The organism is Halomonas sp. SCS19 (assembly GCF_040147015.1).
Classification (GTDB): Bacteria; Pseudomonadota; Gammaproteobacteria; order Pseudomonadales; family Halomonadaceae; genus Halomonas; species Halomonas litopenaei.
In genome coordinates this window covers 1,238,348-1,257,403 of sequence record NZ_JAMSHN010000001.1, presented here as the reverse complement: position 1 = coordinate 1,257,403, position 19,056 = coordinate 1,238,348, and the positions used below count along the sequence as shown (strand labels likewise).

Sequence of the window (19,056 nt, the reverse complement as noted above, 5' to 3'; positions counted from 1 at the left end):
GCGTGGAGAGAGCAGCGGCGGGAATCCAATCCCGGGACGACCCAGCCAGCAAGTCAGCCGGTTTTGCAATGCACAAGGAAGTCGAGCACCTTGTGCTCGCTCATCTCGCAAGGCTTCAGTTGCCACCCACGAGCGGTCAGGTAGCCGTTGAGACTGACCATATCGTTGCCGCCCAACTCCCGGGCGAACACCTTGAGCGAGCGCCCTCGATTGAAGGTGCGTCGGGTCATGGCGTAGCGGCGTCCCCGGTAGTGCACCTCGCTGTACCCCTCGGGCACACCTTCGAGCAAGAGCGCCAGGTCGTCGGGCGTCAGCTTGTCGGCTGTCAGGTCGTCAGCAGCGGGATCTGAAGCCGGCTGCGGCCTGGCATCGGGCAAGTCTGGATGGGCCTTTGATGCTGCCGGCTTTCCAGTGGATGCTTGCGACATGGCATAGACCTCCGGGGCAATTGCTGCGGCGGCGAAGGGGCCGAGCGGTTATGCTGAGTCTACCCAAGTTTTCCCAGGCCAAGGAGGGATGCCCTGTGGCTGGAAGTAGCCTGTTAACCCTGATCGACGACATCGCCACCCTGCTCGACGATGTCTCGGTGATGACCAAGGTGGCGGCCAAGAAGACCGCCGGTGTTCTCGGCGACGATCTGGCGCTCAATGCTCAGCAGGTCACCGGCGTGGCGGCGGATCGCGAGCTGCCGGTGGTGTGGGCGGTGGCCAAGGGGTCGCTGTTCAACAAGTGTTTCCTGATTCCCGGCGCGCTGTTGATCAGCGCCTTCGTGCCCTGGCTGGTGACGGTACTGCTGATGCTTGGCGGGGCCTTTCTGTGCTTCGAGGGCGCCGAAAAGCTGGCCCACAAGTTCCTGCACAAGGAAGACGCCGAGCAGGAGCGCCAGGCGCGACTGGCGGCGTTGGCCGACGGCGAAACCGACATGAAGGCCTTTGAACGCGACAAGATCAAGGGCGCCATCCGCACCGACTTCATTCTCTCGGCGGAGATCATTGTCATCGCGCTGGGCACCGTCAGCGCCGCCCCCCTGAGCCAGCAGATCGCGGTGCTGGTGGCCATCGGCCTGCTGATCACCGTGGGCGTCTACGGCCTGGTGGCGGGGCTGGTCAAGCTCGACGACCTGGGGCTCTACCTGACGCAGAAGGACGGCGGCCTGGCACAGGCCCTGGGCCGAGGACTGCTCAAGGGCGCACCGCTATTGATGAAGGGATTGTCGATCTTCGGCACCCTGGCGATGTTCCTGGTCGGCGGTGGCATCCTTGCCCACGGCATCCCGGTGGTCGGGCACTGGATCGAGGGGCTGGCCGAGACCGAGGTAGCCCTTCCCGGCCTCGACGCCATCATGCACGGGCTGGTGCCAATGCTGGGCAATGGCCTGTTCGGCCTGGCCGTGGGTGCTGCCTTGGTGGCCGTCTGGACCGGCATCCAGCGGCTTCGGGGCAAGGGCCACTGAATGCCAATGCTGGTCGATCATGCTTCGTTCGTCCTGGCCGTGGGTGCTGCCCTGGTCGCTGTGTGGACCGGCATCCAGCGGCTTCGGGGCAAGGGCCATTGATCGCGGATAGGTAGACAGGGGCGGAGCGTGCTCCTGGCATCAAGCAAGAAGGGCGACCCGTGGGTCGCCCTTCTTGTGTGGTGGATGGCCCTTTCCTGGCTTTGCCGATGGCCCTTTCCTGTCTTTACTGATGTGGGGCCTAGCCGGTAGCGCGTCGGCGTGCCGCGACCAGGGTACGCAGGGCGTCCACCGTCAGGAATATCACCAGGCTTACCCCCATTACCGGCATCGCCAGGCCCAGCAGCAGCGCCACCAGCGAAATGAGCGCCAGCACCGACAGCGGTAGTTCCAGCAGGGCCTGCCACAGCGTCTGGCTGTCGCGGGTCAGGGCACGGCGGCGCCACCACATGGCGTAGCCCCAGCCGACCATGGTCATGATGCCGATGCCGAGGGCGGCCAGCAGCAGTTGGTTGGGCAGGCCGAAGAGGATGCCCATATGGCCGTCGATGCCCCAGCGGGTGAGCTTGGCCGCAGGCGGGTAGTCGTTGAAGCTCACCTGATCGAGCACCTGGAAGCTTTGCGGATGGATCGCCACCTCGTCCACCTGGGACGGCCAGCTACGGTCGATCTCGCGCACCTTCCAGGCCTGATTGTCGCCGGGCACCAGCAACTCGATCTTGCCGGCGTCGAGGCCTGCCTCACGGGCCTGGCGTTCGACCGCGTCGAAGGCCTCAAGCGACCCCGATACGGTCGGGTGAGCGCCGGGCATGGCGTGGTCGGCGTGTGCGTCGTAGGCGACGTCGTGGGCCTGAAGCGACTGGGACACCCGAGGCGTCCCCCAGCCTGCGGCCTTGAGCATGGTGAAGAAGTTGTCGCCGGCGTACTTCGACCAGGTCATGCCGGTGGCCGACAGGGCCAGCAGGCCGACCAGCAGGAACAGCCCCAGCAGACTGTGGCGTCGGCGGGTGCGCAAGCGACGGGCGGTGCGGGTCTGCTTGCCGGGCTGCACTCGGGGCGAGGGGGTGACCGCCCAGATGGCCAGTCCGCCGAGGGCGGCGAGCCACATCCAGGAAGCGGCCAACTCGCTGTAGAGGCGGCCGGGATCGCCCTGCATCAAGCTGCGGTGGATCTGGTCGATGATCCGGCGTAGCGGCAGTACCCCACTGGTACCGTAGACAGTCATGTCGCCACGGATTTCGAGGCTTTGCGGGTCGACAAAGATGGCCCGGTGTTCGCCGGCATCAAGGCTTGGGTCTGCGAACATCACCCGGGTGGTGGCGCCGGGTTCGGGGGCCGGGCGCACGGCGCTGGGCAGGGCGGAATCATCGAGATAGTCCTGGGCCGCTGCAATCTGGCGTGACAATGGCCGGGCCAAGGTCGCGGAAGCGCTGTCCGAACCGGTGGTCAGCGCGTCCCGGTACAGTGCCTGCTCCAGTGCCGGGGTCAGCGCATAGAGCGTGCCGGTGAGGGCGGCGAAGAAGATGAAGGGGCCGACCAGCAGGCCGATATAGAAGTGCAGTCGTATCACCAGCGTCTTCAGCGCCGGCGCAACGGGTTTCGCGTGCGTCGTCATGGTCATTCTCTTGAAGGCGGAGTTGCCGACGGCGATGCCGTTCGGTGGCTCTGGAGGCGGTGGCCTCGATGGATCACGACAATGACGCGGGAGGGGCGCGGGGAGTCGGACGCTGGAAGCGCCCGCTGACAACGGGGGGAATGCCTGCAGCACAACGTGCCGGCGGGGCCCGCGGCGCCAGGCTAACCAATACCAGCAACAGCAGGGCCAGCCACGGCACCTGGGCAAACAGTACGCAGTAGCCACAGGCGGCCAGGTGATGATGCCCGGCGTCACCGATCGCCCCCTCGACGGCAGGCTCAAACGTGCCGTGCCCCTCTACTTCCGCGGCGCTCGGCGTGGGATCATTCTGGGCATGGCCTTGTCCGGTGCCTTGAGCCAGGCCTTGGTGGTGACCATGTCCATGGTGGTGTTGTCGACCGGCCTCGTCCTCCATCGCCAGGCGCTGGACCTGGCTGATCAGTGGGCCCACGAAGAGCATCAGCATGGCCAGCACCGCCAGCAGGCAGACCCGGCGCTGACGGCGGGGTCGGGAGCTCAAGAGACGAGCGGCTGAGGGCATGAAAGAGGCAACCTTGGCGATCGGGAATATGCAGACGGGCCACTATAGTGCAGCGCCTGGCGTTTGCCCACGGTGGAGGCATGCTCTTCCGAGGGACCTGTGCCGGCGGCAATGGGGGCACACGGGTCGATACCACCAGCCAGGGATCTATCGATGAGTGACGGCTACAAAGAGGGCGAAGGGACCGGTGACAGGATCGGCGGCGGGATCGATGAAGCAAGCGGTGAAGGCCTGCAACCGCATCCTGGGCCGGACCGAGAGGCGCCATCGCTTGGCAGCCAACGGCTGGATCGGCCGCTCCATGGGCCGTTGAACCAGTCTCGATGTCAGCCGTTGTCGCTGGGCTATCAGGCGCTGCTGGAGGAGGGACATCTGGTTGCCGATGCCGCCCAGGCCCGGGCGGTCGAGGCGCTGGACGCCTTGCAGCAGGAGCTCGCTGGCGGCGTGACGAGCCGGGGCCTGTACCTCTGGGGGCCGGTGGGTCGTGGCAAGACCTGGCTGATGGATCTGTTCGTCGATTGCAGTCCGGTGACGGTGCGTCGTTGGCACTTTCATCACTTCATGCGCTGGGTGCACCAGCGTCAGTTTTACTGGCGGGGACAGCCCGACCCGCTGGCAAGGCTCGCCGAGGAGCTTTCCGCCGAGGTCGGGGTGCTGTGTCTGGATGAAGTCTTCGTCGAGGACATCGCCGACGCCATGCTGCTGGGCGGGCTGATGCAGCAGCTGTTCGCCAGACGCCTGACGCTGGTGGCCACCTCGAACCAGCCGCCGGCCGAGCTCTATCGCGATGGCTTCAATCGCGAGCGTTTCCTGCCGGCCATCGCCGCGATGCAGGCCCATCTTCAGGTGCTCGAACTGGATGGCGGTCAGGATCATCGCCGCCATCCCGGCGACGTTCACCAGCGCTATTTTGTGCGTAGGGCCGGCGACCCCGGCATCCTGTCCGAGCAGTTTGTTCGGCTGAGCGGCAGGGCGGCGACGCCCCGAACATTGGCGCTTGGCGGCCGCAAGCTGGAGGCCAGAGGCCTCGAAGGCCAGGTACTGTGGTGCGACTTCGCTGCCCTTTGCGAGGCGCCGCTGGCGGCGCTCGACTTTATCGCGCTATGTGATCGCTTCGATACGCTGTTGCTGGGGGAGGTGCCGTGCCTGGCTTCCAGGCCTGATGAGGATGACAGCGACGGCAGAGCCGCGCCGGATCGGCAACCGGGCGCCCCGCGTCCCATCGCTCGTGGCACAGAAGACGCCAGTGAGCGGGTGGCCGCCGGTGATCGCGTACTGCCGCCGCTGGGGGCCAGGGACGACAGCGTGCGTCGCTTTATTGCCCTGGTCGACGAATGCTACGACCGTCGGGTACCGCTGGTGATCGAGGCGTCGGTGGCGATGGAGGAGCTTTATCCCGATGGCTATCTGGCGTTTGCCTTCCGGCGCACCCTGAGCCGGCTTGGCGAAATGCAGCTGGCGCGCTTCGGGCAGCGCCGGTTGCCTTGATCCTTGCGGCGTCAGCCTGGGCGAGGCCGCGATCGGCAGGCGCCGTCGAAAAGTGTCGGCAGGGACAATAACGCTCACAAGTGAACGGCAATAGACGGAAGTGGACAGCAATGGACGAAAATCGACAGATGAACGGGATCACCATCGAGCGCTTGAGCGCCGCTTCGCAACAGCTTGACCAGGTCGCCGACTGGACCTTTGGCGCCTGGGGGCACCTGCATCCGGAGGCCGACATCGCCGGCTGGCGCCAGGCGGTGGCTCAGATGTGCGGTCCGGCCGGGGTGCCCTCGGTGTTCGTGGCGATGAAGGAGGGGCAGGCCCTGGGCACGGCGAGCCTGTCGCCGGATGACATGAGTATTCGCCGGGAACTGTCACCGTGGCTCGCCTCGGTCTACGTGCCACCCGAACAACGCGGTCAGGGACTCGCCTCCGCGCTGGTAAGGCGGGTAGAGCAGGAGGCTCGCGACCACGGCATCGAATGGCTTCACCTCTACACGCCGGATCAGCAGTCACTGTATCGCCGGCTGGGGTGGGAGGAGCTCGAAGAGCTCGACTATCTGGGTGAGCGGGTCACCATCATGCGGCGGCTGATTGATGGGTGAAGTGAAAAGGTTGGTCGGAGGATGGACTGTGCTCAAACAGTCTTTTGCGGAAGTTATCTGATTGAATTTTTTATAAAAAACGAAGGTGTGTGGTGGGGTGGGCTAGCCGCTGGGTTTGCCGCAGGCTAGCCTTCGTCAGGAGTATGCCATCTACCTTTATGAGATCGACTGACCCGGAGATCATGCCATGGACAAGCACACCATCGAAGGCAAGTGGAAGGAACTGAGCGGTGCCGCCAAGGAAAAGTGGGGAGAACTCACCGACGACGAGATTCAGCAGGCCGAAGGCAACAAGGAAAAGCTGATCGGCATCATCCAGCAGAAGTTTGGCCTGGCCAGAGAAGAAGTGGAGAAGGAGTTCGACAAGCTCAAGGGTCGGCTCGATCAGTAGCGGCGAGTGCCGCGGGCTCTGTCGCCCGTGCGGGCAGGCAGCGTCTTGTACCAGCGGGGAGTCATCGTGACTCCCCGTTGTTCGTTGTGGGTCAGGTCTGGTGTCCTCAGGTGCTCTCACCTTCCAGCAGGGCGAAGCCGACGTCGATCTGGCGTTCGGGGTCACGGCCCTCCAGACGGTCGATGATCTGCGAGGCGGCGAGCCGGCCGATGGCCTCGCGGGGGGAGGAGATGGTGGTCAGACGCGGCATCAGCGAGCGGCCGAAGGGCAGCCCGGTAAACCCGGCGATGGCGATGTCGTCGGGCACTCGCAGGCCCTGGCGCTGTGCGCCCAGCAGGGCGCCGCTGGCCATCACATCGTCGACGAAGTGGATCGCCTCGACGCCCGGGTGGTGGCGACGGACCTCGTCCAGCGCCGTGGCGCCGAGGTCGAAGTGGCTGTCCTGGTGCCACTCCATCAGCGGGGCCGCAAGTCCGGCCTTCTCGAGCCTGGTGCGGTGGCCGGCGTAGCGCTGGGCGGCGCGATAGTTGGACTCGAGCCGGGTGCCGGCGAAGACGATATGACGGTAGCCCCGAGCGATCAGATGATCGGCCATGGCGGCGCCTGCCTTTTCGTGGTCCATGCCGACGTTCATGTCCAGCGCCGGGCCCAGTTCCATGATTTCCACCAGCGGTCGAGGAAAACGTTCCAGCAGCGCGCTTAGCCCCGGCTGGTGGCGCAGGCCGGTGGTCACCAGGGCGGTGGGGGACCAGCCGAGAAAGGTGCGGATCAGCTCTTCTTCGCGCTGCATGCTGTAGTCGGTGTTGCCCAGCAGCATCTGGTAGCCGTGCTGGTCGAACTGTGCCTGCAGCCCCTGGATGACCTCGACGAACACCACATTGGACAGCGACGGCACGATCACCGGGATGAAGCGCGAGCTGGCCGAGGCCAGGCTACCGGCCACCATATTGGGCACATAGCCAACCTTGGCGATCGCCGCTTCCACCTTGTTGCGGGTGGTCTCGCGTACGCTGTCCGGGCGGTGAATCGCCCGAGACACGGTGATCGAGGAAACTCCAGCCTCACGGGCGACGTCGTCAAGCGTCGGGTTGTCCAGGCCCTTGCGGCGGCGGCGATCACCGCCCTGGGTCTCGTTCATCGGACTCTCCTTGATCGATGGCATCAGAGGGACGCCTGCCTTCCATGGTATGCCGAATGGGGCGCGCTGGCTCGCTCGTTCCCAGGCTGTCCCTGCGTCGCAGGTCAGTGGGGACATGGCCCAGCGCCTCGGCCTCGAGCGGCTGATGCCGAGCGCTTCATGCAGGGCAGCTTGGATCAAGCGCTGCACGCCTCGGGGCACCCATGGTCCCGACACCGGGATCACGGCGGTAGTTAGACATTGGTCGATGCCTATCGCTTTCGTGCTTGTGCAACAAGGGACTCTGGACTAAAAATGTTAGCGCTAACATTTTACAGGGCAGCAGCGGTGATCTTCACCCATCATCGCCGACCGGATTCCCTATCGTCCTGTTATCGGTATTGGTCGCTGGCCTTCGGTGTGCCGGGGACAGATACCGCCTCCCTGCTCCTTCCGCAGATGAAGTCGAAGCAGGCCATACTCTTGTTTGTCGGCCCTGACGGCCTCGTTACCGGAGAGCAGCATGAGTGAATCATCCACGACATCCGCCGGATCCCCTGTCTGTGGCGTGGTGGGACTTGGCGCCATGGGCATGGGTATCGCCCGAAGCCTTCTGCGTGGCGGCCTTGACGTGATCGGTTGCGACGTTTCCAGCGCCTCCCGTCAGGCCTTCGAGGAAGCCGGTGGCGAGGCGGTGGCGTCGGCCCGCGAGCTGGCGCCGCGCTGTGACGTGGTGCTGCTGGTGGTCGTCAACGCCGATCAGGTCGAGGCGGTGCTGTTTGGAGAAGATGGCCTGGCAGCGACGCTTGCGTCGGGCAGCCTGGTGATCCAGTGCGCCACCGTGGCGCCGAGTTTCGCCGAATCCCTGGGACGCCGACTGGCAGAGGCTGGGCTGATGATGCTCGACGCCCCGATCAGCGGCGGGGCGGCCAAGGCGGCCAGCGGAGAGCTGTCGGTGATGGCCTCCGGGAGTGCCGAGGCCTTCGCCCTGGCCGAGGCACCGCTTGGTGCCATGGCGGCCACGGTCCACCGGCTGGGCGACGCGCCGGGGCCTGGCTCCAGCGTCAAGCTGGTCAATCAGCACCTGGCCGGGGTGCATATCGCCGCCGCCGCCGAGGCCATGGCGCTGGGACTGAAGATGGGCATCGACGGTCGCGCGCTGTACCGGGTGATTACCCAGTCGGCGGGCAATTCGTGGATGTTCGAGAACCGGGTGCCGCACATTCTGGACGGCGACTATCATCCGCTGTCGGCCGTGGACATCTTCGTCAAGGACCTCAACATCGTCCACGACACCGGCCGCGAACTGCGCCTGTCGATGCCAGTGGCGGCCAGCGCCCTGCAGCAGTTTACCGCCGCCAGCGGCATGGGGCTGGGACGCGAGGACGACGCCGCGGTGGTCAAGGTCTACGCCGCCACCGCAGGGATCGCACTGCCCGCGGCCAATGACGACGACGCCGGATAAGGCCGCGTCGCGGCTGTGTTCCTCCCCTTTATTCACCGTATTTGACGAGGACTGACCATGACTCTGGTACTCGGCGCCATCGCCGATGATTTCACCGGCGCCACCGACCTGGCCAACAATCTGGTGCGCTCCGGCATGCGCACCGTGCAGATGCTCGGTGTGCCCACCGGCAAGCCGCTTCCGGAAGGTGTCGACGCCGTGGTCGTCGCGCTCAAGTCGCGTACCTGCCCGGTGGAGGAGGCGCTGGCCGACAGCCTGGCGGCGCTGGACTGGCTGACCGAACAGGGCGCACGCCAGGTCTTCTTCAAGTACTGCTCGACGTTTGATTCCACCGCAGACGGCAATATCGGGCCAGTAGCCGATGCTCTGCTCGAGCGCCTTGGCGGCGATCAGACGGTGATGGTGCCGGCCTTTCCGACCACCGGACGCACGGTCTATCAGGGTCACCTGTTCGTCGGCGATCGTCTGCTCAACGACAGCGGCATGCAGGATCACCCGCTCAATCCGATGACCGACGCCGATCTGGTGCGGGTGCTGGGCGCGCAGACCTCGCATGCGGTGGGGCTTCTGTCTCACTCGGTGATCCGCCAGGGCGCAGAGGCCTGTGCCAGCCACCTCGAACGCCTGGGAGGTGACAAGGTCCGCCACGTCATCTGTGACACCCTGGATGACGCCGACCTTGAGGTGCTGGCTGCGGCCTGCGTCGAGCTACCCCTGGTCACCGGCGGCTCGGGCCTTGGCCAGGCGCTGCCCGCCGAGTATCGGCGCAAGGGCTGGCTTGAGGCGGTCGACGACGCGGCTCGGCTGGCCTCGGCCCAGGGGCAGGCCCTGGTGCTTTCCGGTAGCTGCTCGCGGGCTACCCTGGCCCAGGTCGAGCACTTCCTCGAGCGCCATCCGGGGATCGCCCTGGACCCGCTGGCGCTGGCCGAGGGTGACGCGCCCATCGCTGAAGCGCTGGACTTCGTGCGTCGCCACTATCAGGACTCGCCAGACGAGCCGGTGCTGGTCTACGCCTCGGCTGCACCCGAGCGGGTCAAGGCCGCCCAGCAGCGCCTGGGCGTGGCCAAGGCGGGCGAGCTGGTCGAGCGGGCCCTGGCGACCCTGGCCGCCACTCTGGTGGACGAAGGTGTCGGCAGGTTGCTGGTGGCCGGCGGCGAGACCTCCGGTGCGGTGGTCTCGGCGCTGTCGCTGGACCAGTTGCATATCGGCGGGCAGATCGATGCCGGGGTGCCCTGGACCCAGGCCCGCGTCGGCGGGTCGACCCTGTCGCTGGCGCTCAAGTCCGGCAACTTCGGCGGCGTCGATATCTTCAGCCGCGGCTTTCAGGTGCTCAAGGAGATGAGCCAATGAGTGCACGTGACGTCAATCGTCTGCGCGAGCAGATCGCGACCTACGGCAAGTCATTGTTCGACCGCGGCCTGACCATGGGCTCCAGCGGTAATATCAGTGTGCGTCTGGACGACGGCGGCTGGTTGATGACCCCGACCAACGCCTGCCTGGGACGACTCGATCCGGCCAGCATCTCGACGTTGTCGGCGACTGGGGAATGGCTCGATGGCGACAAGCCGACCAAGGAAAGTTTCCTGCATATGGCGATGTACGCCGAGCGGCCCCAGTCCGAGGCCATCGTCCATCTGCACTCGACCCACTCGGTGGCGGTATCCTGCCTGCCGGATGTGGACCACCACGACTGCATTCCGCCGCTGACCGCCTACTACGTGATGCGCGTCGGCCGCCTGCCGCTGGTGCCCTACCACGTGCCGGGGGACCCCAGCCTCGGCGACGCGGTACGTGGGCTCGCCGGCAAGCACAGCGCGGTGCTGCTGGCCAACCACGGCCCGGTGGTGGCGGGCAAGTCGCTGGAGGCAGCGGTCTACGCCACCGAAGAGCTCGAGGAGACCGCCAAGCTGTTCCTGCTGCTGCGCGGCCAGAATCCTCGAGGGTTGACGCCAGAACAGGTAGAGGAACTCGAAGCACGCTTCCCCCGCGACTGACCCGGGGCTATTGGCGTCGGCAATGCCTCGATACTGGGCCCCCGACGCGAGGCCCGCACGACAATGACAATCAGGAGAGCGAGATGCCCCGCCTGGCCGCCAACCTCAGCATGATGTTCACCGAGCACGACTTTCTCGACCGCTTTGGCGCCGCCGCCAAGGCGGGCTTTACCGGCGTCGAGTACCTCTTCCCCTACGACTTCGAGGCGCACGAACTGCGTGAGCGGCTCGACCAACATGGGCTGACGCAGGTGCTGTTCAACCTGCCCCCCGGCGACTGGGAGGCCGGCGAGCGAGGCCTTGCCAGCCTGCCGGGGCGCGAGGGGGAGTTCCGCGAGGGGCTCGAGCGTGCGCTCGACTACGCCGCGGCGCTCGACTGTCCGCGCCTGCATGCCATGGCGGGGCTGCTGCCGCAAGGCGCCAGCGAGGCCACCCGAGAGGCCCATCTGGCCACTTACGTCGACAACCTTTCCCATGCCGCCGAGGCCTGTGGCCGGGCCGGGCGTACCCTGTTGATCGAGCCGATCAACGGCCGCGACATGCCGGACTTCCTGTTGCAGCGCCAGGAGCTTGCCAGGGAGGTGATCCAGCGCGTCGGCTCGCCCCACCTCAGGCTGCAGTTCGACCTGTACCACTGCCAGATCGTCCAGGGCGACCTGATCCGTACCCTGGAAGCCCAGTTCGACGTGGTGGGACACGTGCAGCTCGCCGGGGTCCCGGAGCGCCATGAACCGGACCAGGGGGAAGTGAACTTTGGCCCGGTGCTCGAGCGTCTCGACGCCCTTGGCTATGACGGCTGGGTCGGCTGTGAATACCGCCCCGCAGGTGACACCGTCGATGGCCTGGGCTGGGCGCGCGCCCATGGCGTTGTTGCCAGCTAACTCGTCACTGGATAAAGCGGGCCACCGTCACAAAATAAGGAGAGCTTCCATGCATATCTTGATGACTGGTGCCTCTGGTGTATCGCTGGGGCAGCGCCCGGCGTGGGCCATCGTCCCTAAAGGAGGAGAACACCCATGCATATCTTGATTACTGGTGCAGCCGGCTTCCTTGGCAAGCGTCTGGTTCAGGCGCTGCTGGCCAAGGGCGAGGTCAACGGCCAGCCGCTTTCGCGCCTGACCCTGGTCGACCAGAGCACGCCGCCTCACCCACAGGATGCGGGCCAGGTGGCGGTGACGTCCACCGCTCGGGATCTTACCGAAGAGGGAGCCTGGGACGCCCTGCTGGATGGCGCCCCGGACGTGATCTACCACCTGGCGGCGGTGGTCAGCTCCGCCGCCGAGGCCGATCTGGAGCTTGGGCTAGCGGTCAACTTCGACGCCACCCGGGCGCTGCTCGACGGCTGTCGCCAGCGCGGCCTGGCCGCGACCCGGGTGATCATGGCCAGCTCGGTGGCGGTGTACGGCGGCGAGCTGCCTGAGGTGCTCGACGACATGACCGCGCTGCGGCCCCAGAGCTCCTACGGCAGCCAGAAGGCCATGTGTGAGCTGTTGATCAACGACTACAGTCGACGGGGCCTGATCGACGGTCTGGTGCTGCGCCTGCCGACCATCGTCATTCGTCCAGGCCGGCCCAACGCTGCGGCCTCGAGTTTTGCCTCGAGTATCCTGCGTGAGCCCCTGAACGGCGAGGCAGCGGTGTGCCCGGTGCCCACCGAGCTCGAACTGTTCGTGATGTCGCCTGGCAAGGTGGTTCAGGCGCTGGTCCACGGCGCCGAAGTTGCCGCCGATGCCCTGGGTGACTTCCGCGCCTTCATGCTGCCGGGTATCAGCGTGCGCGTGGCGGCCATGCTCGACGCGCTGGAGCGTCAGGGTGGCGCTCAGGCGCGGGAACTGGTGAGTTTCGAGCAGGATGAGCGTATCCGCGCCATCGTCGAGAGCTGGCCTGGGCGTTTTCGTACCGCCAAGGCCGAGGCCCTTGGCTTTGTCGGTGACAGCGACTTCGATGCCATCGTCGAGGCCTTTGTCGAGGATCAGGCGACGGGCTAGCGGTGGAGAATCGGGGCTGACGGTGGTTGCCCAGGGTCTAGGGCTTGTCTGAAAAGTGCCTGCGCTCGGTAATACGGCGTTAAAAATCGGATCAAAATGCTCATTTACACCCCGTAAACTGCGCTTTCTCACCGATTTTTGCCTTGTCTAACCTTCGCTCGTCGACTTTTCGGACAGCGCCTAGCGCGGGGGCTTGGCGAGAGCCCTTAGCGAGGGTGCCTAGCGTGGGTCTTCGGGGGTATCCAGGTCGCGCACCACGCCGGGATCATCGACGTCGATCTCGAGCAGTGCCTGGCGGTGGCGGTGTAGTAACGCTCGGGCGCCGTCCTGGCCGTGAAGCTGAGTCATCTCGGGCCAGAAGTCGCAGCCAACGATCACCGGGTGGCCGGGTTGGCCGTGAAAGCGCGGCCGGACCAGTCGGTCGGCCCTGGCGCTGGCGGCAAGCCGGCGGCAAGTCGGCGCCGAGATCCAGGCCATGTCGCCGAGCCATACCGCCGCTGCGGTGAGCTCAGGACTTTGCTGCTGGCGTTGCTGAAGCAGCCAGCGAAAGGCCGCCGACAGGCTGTCGCCGAGGGCGTCGCTGGGACGTTCAAGCGACAGCAGCTCGAGGCTGGCAGACGGTGCACGGGCCCAGTCGGCGAGGCTCTCGCCCGGCCCCAGCACCACCAGCCGCCGAGGGGTCAGCTCGGCCGCCGCCGCAAGGCTTGCCGCCAGCAGCCGGCGACCATCTTCGAGGCGTGCATGGCGCTTGTCCGCGGCGCCGAAGCGCCGTGAACGACCCGCCGCCGCTACTACACAGATCAGCGGGGTGGCGTGGGACGGATGGCGGCCATCCTCACGAGAGGGGGTTGAAGCAGGAGTGCCCGACTGGCCGCTAGAGCGCATGGCGGTCCTTGCCCCGGCGTACCCGAACGATATCGGCCATCACCGCCAGGGCGATCTCCGCCGGGGTCTTGCTGCCCAGGTTCAAGCCGATCGGCATATGGATACGCGCGATCTCGTCATCGCTCAGACCACCGCTGCGGAATAGCCGCTCGGCCCGCGCCCGGGACGTCTGCAGCGATCCCATCACCCCAATGTAGAACGCCTCGGAGCGTACCGCCTCGATCATCGCCAGATCATCGATGCGCGGGTCGTGGGTCAGCGCCACTACCGCCGTGGCAGCATGGCAGCCACCTTCGGCGATAAAGCGTGACGGTAGGGTCGCCACCTTCTCGATGTTGCCGGAGGCGCCCCCGAGTTCATCGATAAAGGACTCCAGCATGCCTTCCCGAGGGTCGCAGACGATCACCTCGAAGCCGAGCCCCACGGCGAACTGGGCGCAGGCGACGGCCACCGGCGAGACCCCGGCAAGCAGCAGTCGGGCGGCCGGGCCGACGCGCAGTTGCGCACTGGCCTCACCATTCCCATCGACCAGAACGACGCGATCACCCAGGCCATCGTCCTGAGTGAGCGAGAGCGTGCCGGTGTCCAGGTCTACCCGGCGAATCAGCGGCTTGCGTCCTTCCAGTGCCGCCTCCAGGGCCGAGAAGTGCGCCAGTGCCGCCTGGTCGGGGGCGAAGCGTTCGACCAGGACGTCGAGCACGCCGCCACAGGGAAGGCTGGGCGCCGGGTAGTCGACGTCGTCGCCGGCGCCGTAGCGCACCCGCCTGACCGGCGTATCGAAATCACCCTGCCCAAGGCGCTCAAGAAAATCCTCCTCGACGCAGCCGCCGGACAGCGAGCCAACGTGATCACCGTCACGGGTGGCAGCCAGCCAGGCGCCGGGTTCGCGTGGTGAGGAGCCATAGGTGGACAGCACCGTGGCCAGCCACAGGGTACGCCCGTCGCGTAGCCAGGCGAGGGCACGTCGCACCACCCTAAGATCCAGATGTTGCATGGTCAGCGTGTCCTGTGTGTGACGAGCGCCACGCGATCAGCGTGGCGCTCGGGTGGCGGGTCAGGCCCCCAGTGCGGCCTTGAGCGCCTCCGGCCGCATCGGCAGGTCGCGCAGGCGCACGCCGGTGGCGTGAGCGATGGCGTTGGCGATGGCCGGCGCTACAACGCAGGTGCCAGGTTCGCCCAAGCCGACCGGGGTGTGGTCGTTGTCGACGAACTCAAGGTCCAGCTCCGGCACCTGATGCATGCGCAGCGGCGTGTAGCTGTTCAGGTTGAGGTCCGCAGGCTGGCCTTCGGCGTACTCGGTGCCTTCGTGCAGGGCCATCGACAGACCCCACAGCAGCGAGCCTTCCAACTGGGCCATGGCACCGTCGGGATGGGCCAGGGTGCCGGCGTCCACCACCGAGGTCAGCTTCTCGACGGTCACCTCGCCGCTGGCACGGTCCACCTTGACACGGGCGACACAGGCCACCCAGGTCGGCATATGGCGTTCCTGGCCGAAGCTCAGTGCCACGCCGAGACCAGTGTCCTCGGGCAGGGCGTCGCGCTCGTTCCAGCCGGCCTTGTCGAGCGTGCGTTCGAGGACTGTCTTGAGGCGCTCGGCGCCGCCGACGCTGTTGGGCGCCTCGCCGGCGTTGCGTCCTTCGGCCTTGAGCAGGTTCCGGCGGTACTCGGCGGGGTCCTGTCCGGCGGCCAGCGCCAGTTCGTCGATATGGCTCTCCACCGCCCAGGTGGTCCAGCCTGGCCCCACCGCGCGCAGATAGCCGGGAACGAACGCTTCGTGGGCCTTGTGGTTCTGCTGGGCCCACACCCGCTGGGCGCCCAGTGCGTACCAGTGGTCGGCACCACTGATGGCGAAGGAATCGATCTTGCCGCCACCCTCGACGAATTCGCCGAGAAAGCCGGGTGCGATATCGGCGGTGGGCCAGCCGGCGGCGGCGGCGTGTTCGCTGGCCTGGATAGCGCCGTCGGCTGCCAGGGCCGAGCGCAGCCGCTGCACCGAGGGTGAGCGCACGCAATCCATGCGACTGTCATCGGGGCGGGTAAAGACCATCTTGACCGGGGCGCCCACGGCCTTGGCGGCCAGCGCAGCAGGCACAGCATAGTCGCCATAGAGACGGCGTCCGAAGCCGCCGCCCAGATAGTACTGATGGAAGGTCACCTGGCTCTCGTCGACTTCCAGCGCCTTGGCCACCAGGGGCACCGCCACGGACTGCTGCTGGTTGCCGCAGTGGACGTGCCAGTGGCCGTCGCGCTCGACCACGGTGGCGTTGACCGGCTCGAGCTGGAAGTGCAGCACACTGGACGTGGTGTAGGTGGCATCGATCAGCGACACGTCCTCGGCGGACGCGGCCTGCTCGAGGGTCGACGTCACCTCGCCGATATCGACGAACAGGGCGCCGTTGTCACGGCTCGGCGACTGGGTCAGGCGGCGGCCTTCATCGAGAATGTCGGCCTCGGTGATCGAGATGCCTGAGCCGTTTTCCCATTCAATCTTCAGTGCATCGGTGGCGCGCATGGCGGCGGAAAAGTTGTCGGCGATCACCGCCAGCCAGCCCTGGCACAGGCCCGAGGGGTCCTCCAGACGGATGGTCTGGCGATAGCCGGCGATGGACTGGGCCGCGCTGTCATCGATGGAGGTGGCGCGGGAGCCGAAACGGGTAGGCGGCAGCACCGGGCGGGCGTAGAGCATCCCATCGACCTTGGCGTCGATGCCGAAGACGGCCTCGCCGGTGGTCTTGGCGGGGATGTCCTGGGCTCGGCCGGAGGTGCCCAGCACGCGGCGCTCGGAGGCCGGCTTGAGCTCGATGGCTTCAAGCTCTTCGGCGCTGTAGCTGCGCGACAGGGTGCCGCTGGCAACGATCTCGCCGTAGCCGATACGCTTGTCGCCGCTGATGACCTGACCGTCACGGGCCTGGCAGTCGGCGGCGTCGACCTCGAGCAGGCGCGCACCTGCTTCGATCAGCGCCTGGCGTCCGGCGGCGCCGGCACGGGACAGCGGCAGGAAGCTGTGGTTCACCGACCAGCTACCCCCGGTGATCATGTAACCCCACTTGGGGTCGCTGTCGACGTATTCGATGGCGATCGTCGCCGGGTCGACCTCGAGTTCCTCGGCCACCAGGCGGGCCAGGCTGGTGCCCACGTGCTGGCCCATCTCGGCCTTGGTGCAGTGCAGGGTGACGTGACCCTGGGCGTCGATGGCGTACCACAGGGTCGGCTCGAAGCGACCCTTGGCCAGGGCCTCGCTGGCCGCGTCGGCGGCGCCGAAGGCCATGCCGGGCAGGCCAAAGGCGAGGACCGCGCTGGCGCCCAGGGTGCCGATCAGAAAGCCGCGGCGGCTAAGGCCGGGGCCTGCGTTTCGGTCGGCCGGGGACGTATCGCTGCGGACTGCGGAAGCGCCTCGATGGGCCGCCAGGGTGTCATCAAACCGGCTCATGGCGGGGCTCCTCGGCGCTGGTACGGGTTGCAGTGCGGGTAGCAGTAGCGGTGGCGGGGTCGAAGGTCTCGACGCCGCCCTGCTGAAGCGAGGAGGCGCGCTTCACCGCGCGATGGATGCGCACGTAGGCCATGCAGCGGCACAGGTTGCCGCTCATGCCCTGGGTGATCTCGTCATCGCTGGGGGAAGGCTTGCGCTTGAGCAGATCGGCCGCCTGCATGATCTGGCCGGATTGGCAGTAACCGCACTGGGGCACCTGTTCTTCTCGCCAGGCCTGTTGCAGCGGGTGGTTGCCGTCGGCGTCGAGGCCTTCGATGGTGGTGATCTCGGCACCTTCGGCGGCGGCCAGCGGCAGCACGCAGCTACGCGTGGCCGAGCCGTTGAAGTGGATGGTGCAGGCGCCGCACTGGGCGATGCCGCAGCCGAACTTGGTGCCGGTCAGGCCCAGGGTATCGCGCAGTACCCACAGCAGTGGGGTCTGGGGATCCACCTCGACGCTCACCGCTTCGCCGTTCAGGGTGAAGCTGGTCATGGGGGCTGGTTCCTCGCTGGTTTCATTGCGTAGCTTCAGGGTCCGTTGGTGCTTCTGATTTTTCTTGTCTGCGTCCCTTTTACCCGTTCTTGAGGCAACAGGGGACGCGAGGACGGTCGGGATGCCGTAACTGGCACACCATCTGCCTCTTAATAAGCGATGTCGCGATACTATAGACCAGTCGACTAGTGGGCAACGTTGAATGCGGGAACGGGCGAAATGCGTGGATGGCGGTTACCGCAAAGGCGCCGGGGGCGTCTGGCGCCTCTCGTGGTGAGGGCTGCTTCTCGACATGGAGTTCAGGGCGTCAGTGAATCTAGCTCTCGCTGAGACGTCGATGGAGTGCGTCGCCCTTGAGCATTTCGGGATTCAGGCGAATGCCCAGCCCGGGCTCGCCACTGACGCGGATCATGCCGTCCTCGATCGGCGGCAGGCCCTCGACGCAGTCGGCGTACCAGCCGTAGTAGAAGGCCCGGGTGAATTCCTGCTCGGCGACGTTGGCAAGCGCCATGGCCAGGTGGGTGGAGACCGCCAGCGTCACCGGGCCGGAGCAGTCATGGAAGGCGATCGGGCGGCCCTCGGCTTCGGCCAGGGCGGCGGCCTTGCGGGCGAAGCTGACGCCGCCGCCCCAGGTCACATCGATGATCGGGGTGTGGATACGTCCGCGATGCAGCAGGTCGCGAATCTGCCCCAGGCCGCCGAGGGTCTCGCCGCCGGCCAGGGGGACGCAGGTGTCGGCCAGCTCGCCGAGCTGGTCGAAGCGATCCATCCACAGTGGGTCCTCGATCCAGTCCGGGTCGATGGGCGCCAGCGCCTGGCAGATGGTGCGCGCCGCCGGCAGACTCCAGAGCCCGTGCAGTTCCGCCTTCAGGCGCATGCGATCGCCGTGGACACGACGGATCTCCTCGAACGGCCACAGCGCACGATTGAGATCGGCGGGCGAGATGGACATGCCGTGGTGGGCGCCTTCGGCGAAGTCGAAGGGCCAGATCTTCATGGCGGATATGCCCATCTCGAGGAGCTCTGCGGCGAGCTCTGCCGGACGCTCGAGAAAGGCGTCCAGGTCCTCGTAGCGGGGAGACGCCCCGTCATCCCCCGAGCCACTCTTGATGCCGAAGTTGTCCGGGCGTACCTCGGCGGACTTGGACACATAGTCGGGGCCGGCGCAGGTGTTGTAGAGCGGCACCCGCGCTCGGGTGGCGCCACCGAGCAGGTCATGCAGAGGCAGGCCGGCACGCTGACCAGCCAGGTCCCACAGGGCCACGTCGATGGAGGACAGCGCGCGGGTCTCGGCACTGGTGCCGCCAAAGCCCACGTAGGGTTGCATCTTGCGGTGCAGCGCCTCGATGCGGGAGGCATCCTCGCCCAGCAGCAGGGGAGCGAGGCGGCCATGAACATCGGCGTCGATGGCGTCGGTGCCGAACCAGCTCTCGCCCAGGCCCACCAGGCCGTCCTCGGTGTGGACGCGCACCCAGATCAGCGACGGACGAGCCGCAGGACGCAGGGTTTCGATACGCTGGATCTTCATGCTGGT

General features: G+C 66.7%; 18 protein-coding genes. 9 read left to right on the top strand and 9 right to left on the bottom strand.

What is annotated here, in order from left to right:
• Positions 1–53: 53 nt before the first annotated feature.
• Positions 54–428, bottom strand: a complete 375-nt coding sequence (locus NFH97_RS05245; RefSeq protein ID WP_260425278.1) for a hypothetical protein — start codon at positions 426–428, stop codon at positions 54–56.
• A gap of 95 nt (positions 429–523) precedes the next feature.
• Here NFH97_RS05245 and NFH97_RS05240 point away from each other — a divergent pair, with 95 nt between their 5' ends.
• A complete protein-coding gene (locus tag NFH97_RS05240) occupies positions 524–1,453 on the top strand; it encodes a DUF808 domain-containing protein (RefSeq protein ID WP_045990907.1) in 930 nt (309 codons plus the stop codon).
• 241 nt (positions 1,454–1,694) lie between these two features.
• Here the strand turns inward: NFH97_RS05240 and NFH97_RS05235 are convergent, their stop codons facing one another.
• Positions 1,695–3,068 carry a PepSY-associated TM helix domain-containing protein gene (locus NFH97_RS05235; protein WP_287163199.1) on the bottom strand — a complete coding sequence of 458 codons (1,374 nt, stop codon included), beginning with the start codon at positions 3,066–3,068 and terminating at the stop codon, positions 1,695–1,697.
• 73 nt (positions 3,069–3,141) lie between these two features.
• Positions 3,142–3,630 (bottom strand): DUF2946 family protein, encoded by a 489-nt coding sequence (locus NFH97_RS05230; protein WP_287163198.1) that lies wholly within the window; start codon positions 3,628–3,630, stop codon positions 3,142–3,144.
• A 153-nt stretch (positions 3,631–3,783) separates the two neighbouring features.
• Here NFH97_RS05230 and zapE point away from each other — a divergent pair, with 153 nt between their 5' ends.
• From zapE to NFH97_RS05215, 3 genes are all read left to right on the top strand, one after another.
• Entirely contained in the window at positions 3,784–5,118 is a 1,335-nt protein-coding gene (zapE, locus tag NFH97_RS05225; RefSeq protein WP_213228163.1) for a cell division protein ZapE, read from the top strand.
• Between the two features lie 110 nt (positions 5,119–5,228).
• Entirely contained in the window at positions 5,229–5,720 is a 492-nt protein-coding gene (locus tag NFH97_RS05220; RefSeq protein ID WP_249742799.1) for a GNAT family N-acetyltransferase, read from the top strand.
• A gap of 187 nt (positions 5,721–5,907) precedes the next feature.
• Positions 5,908–6,111, top strand: a complete 204-nt coding sequence (locus NFH97_RS05215; RefSeq protein ID WP_045990910.1) for a CsbD family protein — start codon at positions 5,908–5,910, stop codon at positions 6,109–6,111.
• A gap of 106 nt (positions 6,112–6,217) precedes the next feature.
• On the opposite strand, the gene NFH97_RS05210 is transcribed toward NFH97_RS05215, so the two are convergent.
• On the bottom strand, positions 6,218–7,249 hold the full coding sequence (locus NFH97_RS05210; protein WP_108131284.1) for a LacI family DNA-binding transcriptional regulator: 1,032 nt from the start codon (positions 7,247–7,249) through the stop codon (positions 6,218–6,220).
• A gap of 502 nt (positions 7,250–7,751) precedes the next feature.
• Between NFH97_RS05210 and ltnD the strand changes: the two genes are divergently transcribed.
• The 5 genes from ltnD to denD all read left to right on the top strand — a co-directional run bounded on the left by ltnD (position 7,752) and on the right by denD (position 12,675).
• Complete coding sequence (gene ltnD, locus NFH97_RS05205; protein ID WP_213228161.1) at positions 7,752–8,693, top strand: L-threonate dehydrogenase; 942 nt, start codon at positions 7,752–7,754, stop codon at positions 8,691–8,693.
• Positions 8,694–8,750: 57 nt separating this feature from the next.
• Positions 8,751–10,043 carry a 3-oxo-tetronate kinase gene (otnK, locus tag NFH97_RS05200; protein ID WP_213228159.1) on the top strand — a complete coding sequence of 431 codons (1,293 nt, stop codon included), beginning with the start codon at positions 8,751–8,753 and terminating at the stop codon, positions 10,041–10,043.
• The gene (gene otnC / locus NFH97_RS05195) at positions 10,040–10,687 is read left to right on the top strand and encodes a 3-oxo-tetronate 4-phosphate decarboxylase (protein ID WP_045990915.1); all 648 of its coding nucleotides are present in this window, start codon (positions 10,040–10,042) and stop codon (positions 10,685–10,687) included. The genes otnK and otnC overlap by 4 nt, the downstream gene beginning before the upstream one ends.
• An 83-nt stretch (positions 10,688–10,770) precedes the next feature.
• Positions 10,771–11,568, top strand: a complete 798-nt coding sequence (gene otnI, locus NFH97_RS05190; protein ID WP_213228157.1) for a 2-oxo-tetronate isomerase — start codon at positions 10,771–10,773, stop codon at positions 11,566–11,568.
• A 135-nt stretch (positions 11,569–11,703) separates the two neighbouring features.
• Entirely contained in the window at positions 11,704–12,675 is a 972-nt protein-coding gene (gene denD, locus NFH97_RS05185; RefSeq protein WP_349624523.1) for a D-erythronate dehydrogenase, read from the top strand.
• Between the two features lie 219 nt (positions 12,676–12,894).
• Here the strand turns inward: denD and NFH97_RS05180 are convergent, their stop codons facing one another.
• From NFH97_RS05180 to NFH97_RS05160, 5 genes are all read right to left on the bottom strand, one after another.
• Complete coding sequence (locus NFH97_RS05180) at positions 12,895–13,560, bottom strand: nucleotidyltransferase family protein (protein ID WP_253555322.1); 666 nt, start codon at positions 13,558–13,560, stop codon at positions 12,895–12,897.
• Positions 13,550–14,554: an XdhC family protein gene (locus NFH97_RS05175; RefSeq protein ID WP_348815341.1), complete on the bottom strand. Its 1,005-nt coding sequence runs from the start codon at positions 14,552–14,554 to the stop codon at positions 13,550–13,552. Before NFH97_RS05175 ends, NFH97_RS05180 begins: the two co-directional genes overlap by 11 nt.
• 60 nt (positions 14,555–14,614) lie before the next feature.
• Complete coding sequence (locus NFH97_RS05170) at positions 14,615–16,990, bottom strand: xanthine dehydrogenase family protein molybdopterin-binding subunit (RefSeq protein WP_349624522.1); 2,376 nt, start codon at positions 16,988–16,990, stop codon at positions 14,615–14,617.
• Positions 16,977–17,522: a (2Fe-2S)-binding protein gene (locus NFH97_RS05165; protein WP_502878688.1), complete on the bottom strand. Its 546-nt coding sequence runs from the start codon at positions 17,520–17,522 to the stop codon at positions 16,977–16,979. Before NFH97_RS05165 ends, NFH97_RS05170 begins: the two co-directional genes overlap by 14 nt.
• 316 nt (positions 17,523–17,838) lie before the next feature.
• The gene (locus tag NFH97_RS05160; RefSeq protein ID WP_124802827.1) at positions 17,839–19,050 is read right to left on the bottom strand and encodes a mandelate racemase/muconate lactonizing enzyme family protein; all 1,212 of its coding nucleotides are present in this window, start codon (positions 19,048–19,050) and stop codon (positions 17,839–17,841) included.
• Between the last annotated feature and the right edge of the window lie 6 nt (positions 19,051–19,056).

Coding starts and splice junctions, on each gene's coding strand:
- NFH97_RS05245 (WP_260425278.1), bottom strand. CDS start 428: ATGTCGCAAGCATCCACTGGAAAGCCGGCAGCATCAAAGGCCCATCCA.
- NFH97_RS05235 (WP_287163199.1), bottom strand. CDS start 3,068: ATGACGACGCACGCGAAACCCGTTGCGCCGGCGCTGAAGACGCTGGTG.
- NFH97_RS05230 (WP_287163198.1), bottom strand. CDS start 3,630: ATGCCCTCAGCCGCTCGTCTCTTGAGCTCCCGACCCCGCCGTCAGCGC.
- zapE (WP_213228163.1), top strand. CDS start 3,784: ATGAGTGACGGCTACAAAGAGGGCGAAGGGACCGGTGACAGGATCGGC.
- NFH97_RS05220 (WP_249742799.1), top strand. CDS start 5,229: ATGGACGAAAATCGACAGATGAACGGGATCACCATCGAGCGCTTGAGC.
- NFH97_RS05215 (WP_045990910.1), top strand. CDS start 5,908: ATGGACAAGCACACCATCGAAGGCAAGTGGAAGGAACTGAGCGGTGCC.
- NFH97_RS05210 (WP_108131284.1), bottom strand. CDS start 7,249: ATGAACGAGACCCAGGGCGGTGATCGCCGCCGCCGCAAGGGCCTGGAC.
- ltnD (WP_213228161.1), top strand. CDS start 7,752: ATGAGTGAATCATCCACGACATCCGCCGGATCCCCTGTCTGTGGCGTG.
- otnK (WP_213228159.1), top strand. CDS start 8,751: ATGACTCTGGTACTCGGCGCCATCGCCGATGATTTCACCGGCGCCACC.
- otnC (WP_045990915.1), top strand. CDS start 10,040: ATGAGTGCACGTGACGTCAATCGTCTGCGCGAGCAGATCGCGACCTAC.
- otnI (WP_213228157.1), top strand. CDS start 10,771: ATGCCCCGCCTGGCCGCCAACCTCAGCATGATGTTCACCGAGCACGAC.
- denD (WP_349624523.1), top strand. CDS start 11,704: ATGCATATCTTGATTACTGGTGCAGCCGGCTTCCTTGGCAAGCGTCTG.
- NFH97_RS05180 (WP_253555322.1), bottom strand. CDS start 13,560: ATGCGCTCTAGCGGCCAGTCGGGCACTCCTGCTTCAACCCCCTCTCGT.
- NFH97_RS05175 (WP_348815341.1), bottom strand. CDS start 14,554: ATGCAACATCTGGATCTTAGGGTGGTGCGACGTGCCCTCGCCTGGCTA.
- NFH97_RS05170 (WP_349624522.1), bottom strand. CDS start 16,990: ATGAGCCGGTTTGATGACACCCTGGCGGCCCATCGAGGCGCTTCCGCA.
- NFH97_RS05165 (WP_502878688.1), bottom strand. CDS start 17,522: ATGACCAGCTTCACCCTGAACGGCGAAGCGGTGAGCGTCGAGGTGGAT.
- NFH97_RS05160 (WP_124802827.1), bottom strand. CDS start 19,050: ATGAAGATCCAGCGTATCGAAACCCTGCGTCCTGCGGCTCGTCCGTCG.